Raw genomic sequence first — 13,194 nt, 5'->3', positions numbered from 1 at the left:
GGGGCAGTTTGAATAAGAGGAATTATCGTTTGGTTTGAGGGGATCGCGCTTGCCATTGGGTTTGGCCACGCCGCTCACCTTGCGTTGTTTGATTTCCTGTGGCGAGGGAGCTTGCTCCCGCTGGGCTACGAAGTAGCCCCAAGATTTTGCGGTTGCTGCGCAACCGAGCGGGAGCAAGCTCCCTCGCCACAGGGGGTATTTGTAATGCTTACGGCTGGGCGACAGCCCCCGGCACCAACGGCAACTCCAGCGTCGCGATGAACCCGCCATCGGGATGATTGCCCAGCACCAGCGCACCCCCATGACGTTCAGCGGCACGGCGCGCAATTGCCAGGCCCAGGCCATGACCGGCGGCGGTCTGGCCGGGCGCGCGGTAGAACGGCTCGCCCAATTGCCCCAGGTGTTCGGCCGCAACGCCTGGCCCGTGGTCGCGCACGCTGATCAGGATCCGTTCGCCCTGGCGCGCCGCGCGCATTTCGATGGGTTGCCCGGCCGGATTGAAGCGCTGGGCGTTACGCAGCAGGTTGTCCACCGCTCGCTCGATCATGGTCGGCCAGCCCTTGAGGGTCAGGTCCGCCTCGGTTTCCAGCTGCACGGTTTGTTCCGGTGAGGCCAGTTGCGCATCTTTTTGCAGGGTGACCAGCAAGCCGTTGAGCTCCACTTCTTCGGCGCTGGCGTTGTCGGCATCGACCCGGGCCAACACCAGGATTTCACTGATCAGCGCTTCCAGGCGATCGCATTCGCGGGTCAGGCGCGGCCAGAGCCTTTCACGTTCCTCGGGGCTGGCCCGTTCAGCCAATGCCAAGGCAATGCGCAGCCGGGCCAGGGGCGAGCGCAATTCGTGGGACACGTCGCGCAGCAGTTGTCGCTGGCTGGCGATCAAGCTTTGCAGGCGCGCGCCCATGCGGTTGAAGTCAGTGGCCAGGACGCCGAACTCATCACGCCGGTTGGCCAGCTTGGCGAGGCTGTTCTGCTGATAGGCGGCCTGGCCCAGGTCATGCACCGCACCACGCAGGCGACTCAGCGGACGGGTGATGGAAAGCGTCACCAACAGGCTGAACAACGTCAGCACCACCAGCGCGATCCCCAGCGCACTGAGGGGCCAGAGCAGGCTGTCGCGGTGCCAGGCATCCAGTTCGGGATGGGGAATGCGGTAAATGAACAAATACGTGTCGCCGGTCTTGGCGCTGGTGAATTCGTCGGTCAGTCGCCGCCAGGGCAGGCGTCGCTCGTTGTTGTTCTGCCGAGCCTCGAAGGCCGCGGCGCGATGGGGGAAGGTGCCGCGCACCACCGGGTCGCCGCTTTCGTTGAACACCTGGACGTCGATGTGATACTGGCGCTTGCGCTGTTGCAGGATGTCCTGGGCGGCGTCCTCGCCCTGGCTTTCGTAGGTTTGCGTCCACTCTTCGGGCAGGGTGTTGAGACCCGGATGGCGGCTGAGGATCCAGGCGTCCTGATTGAGCATGTGGCCCATCAGGATCGAAAGCCCTGCAACCAGGGCGATGGCCAGCCAGAAACTGGCCAGGATGCGCCAGAACAATGAACGCACGGTAAATCCTCGAAAACAAAGAAAGCCCAACGGCGACTGGCCGTTGGGCTGGGGCTTCAGTGCATTATTGCGCTTTTTGCGGCTGTTGCGCTTTCCAGGCCTTGAACTCAGCCCACTCGGCGCGACGCTCGGCCTGTTTCTTCTGGATCGCGTCGAACGCTTTCTGCTGCTCAGGCTTCAACAGCCCGCGGATCTGGGCATCGACCTTTTGATGCCGGGCCTCCCTTTCGTCCTGCATGGCTTTCTGGTCGGCTGGCGACATCTTGGCCAGGTACTTGTCTACCAGTTCGCGTTGTTCGTGGCGCTGTTCGCCCATGATCTGGCGAATCTGCTGGCGTTGTTCGCGGCTCAGGTCCAGTTGGCTGTAGGGGCCTTTGTCGTGCATCTGGCCACCGTGGCGCGGGCCGTCCATCGGACCCATCGGGCCGGGGCCTTCGGGCATGGCCATGGCGACGGTCGGCAGGGCGGCGGCGAACATCAAAGCGATAAGGGTCTTGCGCATGGTGTGTCTCCTTGTCTCATTCCCGGTCAGTTCCGGATGTGTGCAGATTACGGAGATCAAGGTCAGCGGCGGTCAGGGGTGGGTAAAGCTTGGGTAAAGACGGTTTGGTGTGATGCTGACAAACAGCCTGCACAAAACCCGTGGCGAGGTAGCTTGCTGTGATGAGGACGCTTTTGTGGCGAGGGAGCTTGCTCCCGCTGGGGTGCGCAGCGGCCCCAAGATTTTGCGGTTGCTGCGCAGCCGAGCGGGAGCAAGCTCCCTCGCCACAGGGTTAGCCATGTCCCTCGGCCAAACAGTGTTCAGAGGCTGTAGTAATAGCCCCGGCTACGCAGCGCCACGATGCGCGGGCGGCCGTCGGGGTGGGGGCCGATTTTCTTGCGCAGGTTGCTCACGTGCATGTCGAGGCTGCGGTCGTACAGGGTCAGCTTGCGGCCCAGGGCGAGCTGCGCCAGTTCCTGCTTGTCCAGCGGCTCGCCCGGCTGCTTGAGCAGCGCTTCGAGCAGGCGGCTTTCGGAAACGGTGAGGGCCTGTTCCTGTTCATCGATGCTGACCACGCCACGCACCGGGCTGAAAGTCAGGTCACCCAGTTCGATCTGGCTGGACACGGCCGTCGGGTGGCTGCGGCGCAGCACGGCGCGCAGGCGGGCGGTCAGTTCGCGTGGGTCGCAGGGCTTGGCCAGGTAATCATCGGCGCCCAGTTCCAGGCCGAGGATCCGGTCCAGCGGTTCACCCCGGGCCGACAGCATCAGCACCGGCAGCTCCGGGTGATCGTTGCGCAATTGCTTGAGCAGTTCCAGGCCGCTGCCGTCGGGCAGCATCACATCCAGTACCACGGCCGCCGGGGCGGTTTCGGCCAGGGCCTTGCGGGCACTTTGGCCGTCGTGACAGGCGCGGACCTGGAACCCTTCCTGGCTCAACCAGCTTACCAGGAGCTCACACAGCTCCTGGTCATCATCTATCAGTAACAGCTCGCTCATGACTCACTCAATTTAGCCATTGCCGACGTTGTCTACGTCCACCGCTGGCAAAGATACCGCACAGCAGGGCCAATAGCGCTACCCCGGCACCGATGACAAACCATTGCTGTTGATCGGTCAACAGGCGTGGCAGGGGGCTGGCCTGGGCTTCCTTGAGTTGCAGCTTCAGGCGCTGGTTTTCCTGGCGCAATCGGCCCAGCAAGGCGCTCTCGCGTTCGTTGTCGGCGCTTTGCAATTGCTTGCTCAGTTCTTCGCGCTGGCGTTCGCTGTCTTTCAAGCGTTGCTGCAGTTCGGCGATCTGGCCGCCGGCGCTCAGGGACAAGGGCGTCGAATGACTGCCCTCGGTGCTCTCCTCGCCATGGGCGGGTGCCCCGATCGCCAACGTGACCAATAACAGGCACAACGGACCTTTGCGCATTGCAACTCCTGAATTCCAATCGAGATTAGACAGGTTGTCGGCAGGCAAACGAGAACAATGAGCAATTGAACGCAATGAGCCACGAAGGCTCATCGCGCCAGGGGCATTACGGCATGGATTGCTTGAATGGCTTGACCACGACATTGGCATAGACGCCGGCCGCAACGAACGGATCGGCCTCGGCCCAGGCTTGCGCAGCGGCCAGGGAATCGAATTCGACCACCATCAGGCTGCCACTGAAACCCGCGGCGCCCGGATCATTGCTGTCTACCGCCGGATGTGGGCCGGCCAGCACTACGCGGCCTTTGGCCTGGAGATCTTGCAGGCGCTTGAGGTGCGCGGGACGAGCGGCCAGGCGTTTTTCCAGTGAATCGGCGACGTCGGTGGCAATGATTGCGTAGAGCATGTCAGTCCTCGGTTTTTGGCGAAGTGGGGTCGGCATCATGCAGATGACGGGACAGGTAGATACCCTGGCCAATCAGGAACAACAGCGTCATGCCCAGGCTACCGAAGACCTTGAAGTCGACCCAGTACTCCTGGAACGTGAACGCGACGAACAGGTTGGCAGCGCCGCAGAACAGGAAGAACGCGATCCAGGCGATGTTCAGGCGAGTCCAGATTTGGTCCGGCAGGCTCACGGCATGGCCCATGATGCGCTTGATCAGCAGGCGGTCACCGACGAAGTGGCTGCCGATGAAGGCCAGGGCGAACAGCCAGTTGACCACCGGGGCCTTCCATTTGAGGAAGGTTTCGCTGTGGAACGCCAGGGTCAGGCTGCCGAACACGAGGCAGGCGATCAGGGTCAGCCACTGGCTCTTCTCCAGCTTGCGCTGGGACACGAACAGCGCGCCGTAGACCACCAGGGAACTGATGATCAGCACTGCCGTGGCGCTGTAAATACCGCCTACAGTCAAGGAATGACCGGCGAAGTCGACGGCCCGGGGATCAAGTTTGTAGACGATGAAAAACAGCAGGAGCGGGATGAAGTCGATGAATTGTTTCACAGTGGCAGCCAGAAGCAGGATGTGGCGGCATAATAACAAACATCCTTGGCCGCGATAGGGCCAGCTGATTTGAGGTAACAAACTCTCGTGAATGTTGATTTGCACTGCCATAGCACGGCCTCCGATGGCGCCCTGGCGCCTGCGGTTCTGGTGGCGCGGGCGTTCGAGCACGGCGTGCGAGTCCTGGCCCTGACCGATCACGACACCCTCGAAGGCCTCGACGAGGCCCGCAGCGCCGCCACGGCGCTGGGCATGCAGCTGGTCAATGGGGTCGAATTGTCCTGTACCTGGGGCGGGGCAACCATCCATGTGCTGGGCTATGGTTTCGATGTGAATGCGCCCGCGTTGGTCCAGGCCATCGCACAACTGCGCGACGGGCGCTGGCTGCGTTCCGAAGAGATCAGCCGCAAGCTGGCCCTCAAGGGCATGCCCGGTGCGCTGGAAGGCGCCCGGCAGATCCAGCAGGAACTGGGCGACAGCGGCAACGCTCCGGCCCGGCCACACTTTGCCGACTGGATGATCCGCGAAGGGTTCGTCAAGGACCGCGCCGAAGCGTTTCGCAAATGGCTGGGGGCCGGCAAGCTGGGGGACGTCAAGCAGCACTGGCCGACGCTGGAAGAAACCGTCGAAACCCTGCGGGCCGCTGGCGCCTGGGTCAGCCTGGCACATCCGTGGCATTATGACTTCACTCGCAGCAAGCGCCGCCGCCTGGTCGCCGACTATATTCAAGCAGGGGGCCATGCCATTGAGGTGGTCAACGGCCATCAGCCTGCCGAGCAGGTCGGCAGCCTGGCGATCCTGGCCCGTGAGTTCGGCCTGCTGGTCACTGCCGGCAGTGATTTCCATGGCCCTGGGGGCTGGTCCGAGATTGGCGAATACCGCCCGTTGCCGGAAGATCTGCCACCACTATGGTGTAGATTCAAACATGATCCCGTTACCGCCGCCGTCTGAACAGGTAGAACACGTGAGTCAATTTTTCCAGATTCATCCGGAAAACCCGCAAGCGCGCCTGATCAAACAGGCCGTGGAAATCATTCGTGGCGGTGGCGTGGTGGTCTATCCCACCGACTCGTCCTACGCCATCGGTTGCCAGATCGGCGACAAGAATGCCGTGGAGCGTGTAAGACGCCTGCGTCAACTGGACGACAAGCACAACTTCGCGCTCATCTGCAGCGACCTGTCGCAGTTGGGCCTGTTCGCCAAGATCGACACCGGCACCTTCCGCCTGCTCAAGGCGCATCTGCCGGGGCCGTACACCTTCATTCTCAATGCCACGCGAGAAGTCCCGCGGCTGTTGCTGCACCCGAAAAAACGCACCATCGGCCTGCGGGTGCCGAGCCATCCCATTGCCCTGGCGCTGCTGGCGGAACTGGGTGAGCCGCTGATGAGCGTGACGCTGATCATGCCCGGCGAGACCGAGCCGTTGACCGATCCCTATGAAATGCGCCAGATCCTCGAGCATCAAGTGGACCTGATCATCGACGGCGGTTTCGGCGGCATGTCGGCGTCCACGGTGATCAACCTGGCCGATGGCGAGCCCCAGGTGGTGCGCGTCGGTTGTGGCGATCCGACGCCGTTCATGGTCGAGGCCTGAATGTCCGCCGTGGAAACCGCCGTGGACCGTACAGACAGCCAGGCCGGCGCGCAGCAGGAGCTGCCGTTCGCCATGGTCTATGGCCAGGCGGTCATGGAAATGCCCCTGGACCTGTACATTCCGCCGGATGCGCTGGAAGTGTTCCTCGAAGCCTTCGAGGGCCCGCTTGACCTGCTGCTGTACCTGATCCGCAAACAGAACATCAACATCCTCGACATCCCGGTGGCGGAAATTACCCGCCAGTACATGGGCTATGTCGAGCTGATGCAGTCGGTGCGCCTGGAACTGGCGGCCGAGTACCTGGTGATGGCGGCCATGCTCGCCGAGATCAAGTCGCGGATGCTGCTGCCGCGCTCGGCTGAGGTCGAAGCGGAAGAGGACGACCCGCGGGCCGAGCTGATCCGCCGCTTGCAGGAGTACGAACGCTTCAAGGTCGCAGCCGAAGGCCTCGATGGCTTGGACCGGGTCGGGCGCGACGTGGTGGTGCCCAAGCTCGATGCCCCCGAGGCGCGGGCGCGCAAGTTGCTGCCGGATGTGAGCCTGGAAGAGTTGCTGATGTCCATGGCCGAGGTCTTGCGCCGGGGCGATATGTTTGAAAGTCACCAGGTCAGCCGCGAAGCGCTGTCCACCCGCGAGCGCATGAGCGATGTGCTGGAGCGGCTCAAGGGCGGTGGCTTCGTGCCGTTCGTCGAGCTGTTCACCGCCGAGGAAGGGCGCTTGGGGGTCGTCGTGACATTTATGGCGGTCCTGGAATTGGTCAAGGAATCCTTGGTCGAGCTGGTGCAGAATGAGCCGTTCGCAGCGATCCACGTGCGGGCACGAGCCGAATAACGAGCAAATCAATGAATCTGACTGAACCCCGCGAGCTGGCCCCCTTGCTTGAAGCTTTCCTGTTGGCCTCGGGAAAGCCGCAATCGATGGAGCGCCTGTTCGAACTCTTCGAGGAAGGCGAGCGGCCTGAGCCGGCCGTGTTCAAGAAAGCCCTGACGCTGTTGGGCAAATCCTGCGAGGGGCGGGCCTTCGAGCTCAAGGAAGTGGCGTCCGGTTATCGCCTGCAGATCCGCGAGAAGTTCGCGCCGTGGGTCGGGCGCCTATGGGAGGAGCGGCCGCAGCGCTACTCCCGCGCCATGCTCGAAACCATGGCGTTGATTGCCTACCGCCAGCCGATCACTCGCGGCGAGATCGAAGATGTGCGCGGCGTGGCGGTCAACAGCCATATCGTCAAGACGCTGCTGGAGCGCGAGTGGATCCGCGTCGTCGGCTATCGCGATGTGCCGGGCAAACCGGCGATGTTCGCCACCACCAAGGCCTTTCTCGATCACTTCAACCTGAAGAATCTGGATGACCTGCCGCCGCTGGCCGAACTGCGGGAGCTGGAACCGGAACCGATGCTGGAATTCGACGACGCCCCGGTGCCCCAGGGCCTGCAGGAACTGGCCGACGCCAGTGCCGAGCCTGAGGAGCCGAAGGAAGAGACCAGTTTCCACTCGTTGTTGCTGGAGCTGGACACCATGGAGGAGGGCTTGAAGACCGATTTCGACGACCTGCTGCGTGAGGGGCCGGGGCCAGAAAGCGAGACGGATGAGTTGCCGGAGCCTGACAGCGAGGCGGAGCCAGAGCCAGAGCCAGAGCCAGAAGCGGAACCGGAAGCGGAACCGGAACCGGAAGAGGACATCCTCGGCGTTGCCCAAGCCCGGGAAAAGCTGCTGGCCGCCGTCGCCGCCCTCCAGCCGCCGGAACCCGAACTGAGTGACGAAGAAGCCGAAGCCCGGGCCTTGGCCGAAGCGATCGAGAACGAACGGCGCCAGTTCGACGATTGATCCGACTGGTTTGGAAACACTGGCTGATCCACCGCCATCCCCTGTGGGAGCCCTCATTAAGTCGTGCGGTGCGTCGGGCGCCACCGGTCGGCGGAAAAAGCGCCGGGCGTTCGTCGATCAGCTAGTCTCTGATGCGCAATCGCCTCAACGAGCGTATGATTCGCGACCCTTTGGCGATCCCTTCGTCGAAGACCCGTTTTCAAAGCGTCAGGCCAAGCCTGGCTCGACCACACCGGGAGGTGCCCAGAATGAAAGACCAAGACCAGAACGACAGCCAGGAAATCGGCCCAGCAGGCGAGAAGCTGCAAAAAGTCCTCGCCCGTATCGGCGTCGGTTCGCGCCGCGACGTGGAAGCCTGGATCACCCAGGGCCGGATCAAGGTCAATGGCAAAGATGCCACCTTGGGCCTGCGTGTCGACATGCACGACGCCATCACCATCGATGGCAAGGTGATCAAGCGCGAAGAGGCCGCCGAAACGGTGCGCCGCGTGATCATGTACAACAAGCCCGACGGCGAGATCTGCACCCGTGACGACCCGGAAGGCCGTCCGACCGTGTTCGACAAGATGCCGCGTCCGAAAGAAGGCCGCTGGATCAACATCGGTCGCCTGGACATCAACACCACCGGTTTGCTGATGTTCACCACCGACGGTGAACTGGCCAACCGCTTGATGCACCCGTCCTACGAGATGGACCGCGAATACGCCGTGCGTGTGCGTGGCGAAGTCGACGACGAGATGATCGAGCGCCTCAAGGCGGGTGTTGTGCTGGAAGACGGCCCGGCGCGTTTCACCGACATCAAGCAGGCGCCCGGCGGTGAAGGCTTCAACCATTGGTACCACTGCGTGGTGATGGAAGGTCGTAACCGTGAAGTACGTCGCCTGTGGGAATCCCAGGGCCTGGTGGTCAGCCGCCTCAAGCGCGTGCGCTTCGGCCCGGTGTTCCTCAATTCCGACTTGCCGATGGGCCGCTGGCGCGAAATGAGCCAGTACGAAGTCGACATCCTGGCAGCCGAAGTGGGCCTCAAGCCCGTGGCCATGCCGCAGATGACCGCCAAGAGCAAGGACAAGCTGGAGCGGATGCAGCGTAAATCCTCGCGCCCGATGGGCAAGACCGAGCGCGTGCGTACGCTGCGTCCGGCTGCCGAAGGCGCGCCGACTGGGCCGCGTCCTTCGCGCGAGCCGCAGATCGAAGGTGAACGCCCGGCCCGCAAGCCTGCGCCTCGTCAGGACGGCGAGCGTGGTCCACGCACGCCGCGTCCGGCCAACGGTCGGACTGAAAGGGGTGAAGGGCGCGGTGCTCCGGCTGGCCGCGGTACGCCAGTCGCCGATCGTCCGGCCGACACCAAGCGTCCGGCTAAGCCGGCGCCGAAAAAACGCCCGGGCATCGTCCTGGCCGATCGCGATGCACCCTCGGGTAAACGCCGTGGTGCGCCGGCAGGTTCGGGGCAGCGTCCGGGGTTTGGGCGTCGTAAGCCGGAGTGATCGGCGAGCGCCCATGAAAAAAAAGCCAACTTTCGAGTTGGCTTTTTTTTGCCTGGCTTTAATTGATGCGGTGTCGGTGCGTCCGTCATCGCGAGCAGGCTCGCTCCCACAGTTGAATGAAGAGGTTCACAGATTAGGCACCTGGCTCAGATCTTCTGTGGGAGCGAGCTTGCTCGCGATGGCGGCGGTCCAGTCAACATCACCTTTTCAAGCAGACCGCTATCGCGAGCATGCTCGCTCCCACAATGGAACGGCGCCGAACACACATCTCCCATTCACTAAAGATCAACTGTGGGAGCGAGCCTGCTCGCGAAGAGGCCAGTAGCCTCACAGCCACCCCTAAAGCACAAACCGCCCATCGAACATCGGCTCATTATCCAGCGCCAACACCCCTTTCTCGAAAATCAGATCCAGGTGATGGCTGCCCTTGGCTCCGCCACCGAGCCCCAGGTGCAGGCCGCAATGGCGCTCCTCGAAACCGGCATTGCGGGCGTACAGGCTCTTGACCCCTTCGTTGGTGCCGATCCCCAGTTCCTCGATGCGGCGGTTGGACGGGTTGGCGTCCAGGTATTTGTTGAAGTCGTGCTCCAGGCCCGGCACGTCGGTGGCGATTTTCTGGATGGTGGAGTCTTCGATCCACAGCTCCAGCGGCGATTGCAGCACGCCGTATTTGCGCGCGAACGGGATGGTGCTCAGGAAGGTGCCGACAAAATTCACTCGGCCATTGATGGTGTCGCTGTGGGTGGCGATTTCGCCGGGGGCCAGGTCGTAGTTGCCGAGGCCGTTGATGTCGGTCCATTTCTTCACACCGCCCAAGGCAGTGTCGAAATACGAACCGTGGTCATCCTGGAAGCTCAGGGTCGTCGCCTGGGACATGCGCCGGATCAGGTGGCTGTTGAGCCCGGCGATACGCTGGGGAATCACGCTGAAGGTGTCGTAGAAGTAGTCGCCGTAGTCCTTGAACAGCAGCGATTTCTTCCAGTTGTCGGCCATCACGCCTTGCAATGCGCGGACAAAGTCCGGGCCGTCGGGGCGAGGGTTGGGCAGGGTGGAAGAATCGTAGAAGAAAATATACAGATCGCTGTCGGCAATGGCCTTGGACAGGCGCTCCGTGGGTTCGAGGTCCAGGCGCATGGCGCTGAACCGGAAGGGCGAGCCGCTGCCCGCCTGTTCGGCGATGGCGCCGATGAGCGCTTCGTAGTCAGCGGTATGGCCGAGCAACACCTTGGCGGGCTGGATGCCGGCCAGGGCGGGATGGTGTTCGAGGTAGTAAAGGAAATGTGAGATGGCTCGTTGTGTGTCCATGCTTATTCTTCCCTGACAAGTTCATTAAACGCCCCTGGCAACCGGCAAAAGTGGCGGAGTCGACCGGCCGGATCGCCTCCGCCGGGCGGTGCCTACAGAGGCCACATCGCCGTGCCAAATGGAACGACGGCGTCAGCCTGCATCATTTCAACGGCGGCTTCATGGGTTGGCGCTTCAAACCATTCGTCCAGTTGCAGTTCAGTTTCCAAGTCTTTGTCCAGTGCTTGCATAGTGAATCTCCTAGATGACTTTTACGGAAATATGCGGCTCGATTCGGCGAGTGGAAACAGGCCGGCATCGGCACCGCAGAACTTGTCGGCACGATGCCTTGGCAAGTCGCTGAAAACCTAGTCGAGGGATTTTTGGATTGCAAAAAAATAATTTTATTTTTTTTGTTTGAACTTTTTGTTCCATTTTCAGTGGCGGCATTACTCATTCAAAAACAGCCGTCTGGGTGTTTTTTTCAATAGGTAGCTACCTACCGTCAATTTGCAGTCGACCGTCGGAAATTTCCTGCGTGGAAAGTCTGCGTTACGCGTTGTAAAGGAAGGCTGACGATTTTGGCCGTTCGAGCTAACCGGTATCGGCGTTTAGGAGAGCTGTAAGAAAAAGCTGCCGAGTGGACCGGCTTGACGCGTTTTTTGAGACTTCGCAGCGCTTGTTTCAAGCTAACGGGAAAGGTCAGATGCGCGCCAGACCTCAAGTGCGAGGGGAGACGCTGATCCGTTGGTGTCTGGCAGCAGGGGGCCTGCAGTGTACAATGCGCCGCGTTTTACTGTGACCCTTCGCGTACCCACGCACTTTCAAGGTTATCCGCCTTGTTCACTCCGCCACGCCACAAGCGTGTCGGGTCCGATTTCGTCACAGATAAAAACAAATAGGTGACGCATGACCGTTGTAGAAAATACGCATTCGGGCGAGCTGAAACGCGGCCTGAAAAATCGCCACATTCAACTGATCGCCCTCGGTGGCGCGATCGGCACCGGCCTGTTCCTCGGTTCGGCGGGGGTGCTGAAATCAGCCGGCCCGTCGATGATCCTGGGCTACGCCATCTGCGGCTTCATCGCCTTCATGATCATGCGCCAGCTGGGTGAAATGATCGTCGAAGAGCCGGTGGCCGGTTCCTTCAGCCACTTTGCCCATAAGTACTGGGGTGGTTTCGCCGGCTTCCTGTCGGGTTGGAACTGCTGGATTCTCTACATCCTGGTGGGCATGTCCGAGCTGACTGCAGTCGGCAAGTACATCCATTACTGGGCCCCGGACATTCCGACCTGGGTCTCGGCGGCGGCATTTTTCATTCTGATCAATGCCATCAACCTGGCCAACGTCAAAGTCTTCGGCGAGGCCGAGTTCTGGTTCGCGATCATCAAGGTCGTGGCGATTGTCGGCATGATTGCCCTGGGCAGCTATCTGCTGGTCAGCGGTCATGGCGGGCCGCAAGCGTCGGTGACCAACCTGTGGTCCCACGGCGGGTTCTTCCCCAATGGGGTCAGCGGGCTGGTGATGGCCATGGCGATCATCATGTTCTCCTTCGGTGGCCTGGAAATGCTCGGTTTCACCGCCGCCGAGGCCGACAAACCGAAAACCGTGATCCCCAAGGCCATCAACCAGGTGATCTACCGGATCCTGATTTTCTACATCGGCGCCCTCGTGGTGCTGTTGTCCCTGACCCCTTGGGACAGCCTGCTGACCACGCTCAACGCTTCCGGCGATGCCTACAGCGGCAGCCCGTTCGTGCAGGTGTTCTCGATGCTGGGCAGCAACACCGCGGCACATATCCTCAACTTCGTGGTGCTGACCGCCGCGCTGTCGGTGTACAACAGCGGCACCTATTGCAACAGCCGCATGTTGCTGGGCATGGCCGAGCAGGGCGATGCGCCCAAGGCCTTGTCCAAGATCGACAAACGCGGCGTGCCGGTGCGCTCGATCCTCGCGTCGGCGGCGGTCACGCTGGTGGCGGTGCTGTTGAACTACCTGGTCCCGCAACATGCGCTGGAGTTGCTGATGTCGCTGGTGGTCGCGACCTTGGTGATCAACTGGGCGATGATCAGCTACTCGCACTTCAAGTTCCGCCAGCACATGAACCAGACCCGCCAGACGCCGCTGTTCAAGGCGCTGTGGTACCCGTACGGCAACTACATCTGCCTGGCGTTCGTGGTGTTCATCCTGGGCGTGATGTTGTTGATCCCCGGCATCCAGATATCGGTCTATGCGATTCCGGTGTGGGTGGTGTTCATGGCTGTGTGCTATTGGATCAAGAACAAGCGCAGTGCCCGGCATGAACTGGCGGTGGCGGCTGCCACCAAGTAAGCAAGCCTGAAATACAACAAACCCGGCCAAGTGCCGGGTTTGTCGTTTCAGGCAAGACAACACCTGCCCCCTGTGGGAGCGAGCTTGCTCGCGATAGCAGTGTGTCAGTCAACATCAATGCTGCTGATCCGCCGCCATCGCGAGCAAGCTCGCTCCCACATTGGATCTTCAGTGTTCATAGAATTTGTGTTCGCCACCGCTCCCACAGGGAGCTGTCTGGGAGATTCGCGG

General features: G+C 61.7%; 14 protein-coding genes. 6 read left to right on the top strand and 8 right to left on the bottom strand.

Annotated features, from left to right (window positions below; translation table 11 throughout):
- Positions 1–208: 208 nt before the first annotated feature.
- The 6 genes from LQ215_RS04800 to LQ215_RS04775 all read right to left on the bottom strand — a co-directional run bounded on the left by LQ215_RS04800 (position 209) and on the right by LQ215_RS04775 (position 4,450).
- Positions 209–1,549, bottom strand: coding sequence for a sensor histidine kinase (locus LQ215_RS04800; RefSeq protein ID WP_230147595.1), 1,341 nt, complete (start codon positions 1,547–1,549; stop codon positions 209–211).
- Between the two features lie 64 nt (positions 1,550–1,613).
- Positions 1,614–2,051, bottom strand: coding sequence for a Spy/CpxP family protein refolding chaperone (locus tag LQ215_RS04795; RefSeq protein WP_230147594.1), 438 nt, complete (start codon positions 2,049–2,051; stop codon positions 1,614–1,616).
- 299 nt (positions 2,052–2,350) lie between these two features.
- The gene (locus LQ215_RS04790) at positions 2,351–3,028 is read right to left on the bottom strand and encodes a response regulator transcription factor (protein WP_230147593.1); all 678 of its coding nucleotides are present in this window, start codon (positions 3,026–3,028) and stop codon (positions 2,351–2,353) included.
- Positions 3,029–3,035: 7 nt separating this feature from the next.
- Complete coding sequence (locus LQ215_RS04785) at positions 3,036–3,446, bottom strand: translation initiation factor 2 (RefSeq protein ID WP_230147592.1); 411 nt, start codon at positions 3,444–3,446, stop codon at positions 3,036–3,038.
- Between the two features lie 106 nt (positions 3,447–3,552).
- Entirely contained in the window at positions 3,553–3,852 is a 300-nt protein-coding gene (locus tag LQ215_RS04780; RefSeq protein ID WP_230147591.1) for a YciI family protein, read from the bottom strand.
- A 1-nt stretch (position 3,853) separates the two neighbouring features.
- Complete coding sequence (locus LQ215_RS04775; protein ID WP_230147590.1) at positions 3,854–4,450, bottom strand: septation protein A; 597 nt, start codon at positions 4,448–4,450, stop codon at positions 3,854–3,856.
- Positions 4,451–4,537: 87 nt separating this feature from the next.
- On the opposite strand from LQ215_RS04775, the gene LQ215_RS04770 reads away from it, so the two are divergent.
- The 5 genes from LQ215_RS04770 to rluB all read left to right on the top strand — a co-directional run bounded on the left by LQ215_RS04770 (position 4,538) and on the right by rluB (position 9,348).
- Positions 4,538–5,401: a PHP domain-containing protein gene (locus tag LQ215_RS04770; protein ID WP_230147589.1), complete on the top strand. Its 864-nt coding sequence runs from the start codon at positions 4,538–4,540 to the stop codon at positions 5,399–5,401.
- A gap of 13 nt (positions 5,402–5,414) precedes the next feature.
- Entirely contained in the window at positions 5,415–6,044 is a 630-nt protein-coding gene (locus LQ215_RS04765) for an L-threonylcarbamoyladenylate synthase (protein WP_053124883.1), read from the top strand.
- A gap of 132 nt (positions 6,045–6,176) precedes the next feature.
- The gene (locus LQ215_RS04760; protein ID WP_230147635.1) at positions 6,177–6,875 is read left to right on the top strand and encodes a segregation and condensation protein A; all 699 of its coding nucleotides are present in this window, start codon (positions 6,177–6,179) and stop codon (positions 6,873–6,875) included.
- Positions 6,876–6,886: 11 nt separating this feature from the next.
- Positions 6,887–7,864 carry an SMC-Scp complex subunit ScpB gene (gene scpB, locus LQ215_RS04755; protein WP_230147588.1) on the top strand — a complete coding sequence of 326 codons (978 nt, stop codon included), beginning with the start codon at positions 6,887–6,889 and terminating at the stop codon, positions 7,862–7,864.
- Positions 7,865–8,112: 248 nt separating this feature from the next.
- Complete coding sequence (rluB, locus tag LQ215_RS04750; protein ID WP_003204865.1) at positions 8,113–9,348, top strand: 23S rRNA pseudouridine(2605) synthase RluB; 1,236 nt, start codon at positions 8,113–8,115, stop codon at positions 9,346–9,348.
- Between the two features lie 339 nt (positions 9,349–9,687).
- On the opposite strand, the gene LQ215_RS04745 is transcribed toward rluB, so the two are convergent.
- Both LQ215_RS04745 and LQ215_RS04740 read right to left on the bottom strand, forming a co-directional pair.
- Positions 9,688–10,653: a leucyl aminopeptidase gene (locus tag LQ215_RS04745; RefSeq protein ID WP_230147587.1), complete on the bottom strand. Its 966-nt coding sequence runs from the start codon at positions 10,651–10,653 to the stop codon at positions 9,688–9,690.
- A 92-nt stretch (positions 10,654–10,745) separates the two neighbouring features.
- Positions 10,746–10,883, bottom strand: a complete 138-nt coding sequence (locus tag LQ215_RS04740; RefSeq protein ID WP_003178782.1) for a hypothetical protein — start codon at positions 10,881–10,883, stop codon at positions 10,746–10,748.
- A 658-nt stretch (positions 10,884–11,541) separates the two neighbouring features.
- On the opposite strand from LQ215_RS04740, the gene LQ215_RS04735 reads away from it, so the two are divergent.
- Entirely contained in the window at positions 11,542–12,963 is a 1,422-nt protein-coding gene (locus tag LQ215_RS04735; RefSeq protein ID WP_230147586.1) for an amino acid permease, read from the top strand.
- Positions 12,964–13,194: the final 231 nt, after the last annotated feature.

Source organism: Pseudomonas brassicacearum (assembly GCF_918698105.1).
Classification (GTDB): domain Bacteria; phylum Pseudomonadota; class Gammaproteobacteria; order Pseudomonadales; family Pseudomonadaceae; genus Aquipseudomonas; species Aquipseudomonas brassicacearum_F.
This window is presented reverse-complemented; position numbering and strand designations above follow the sequence as displayed.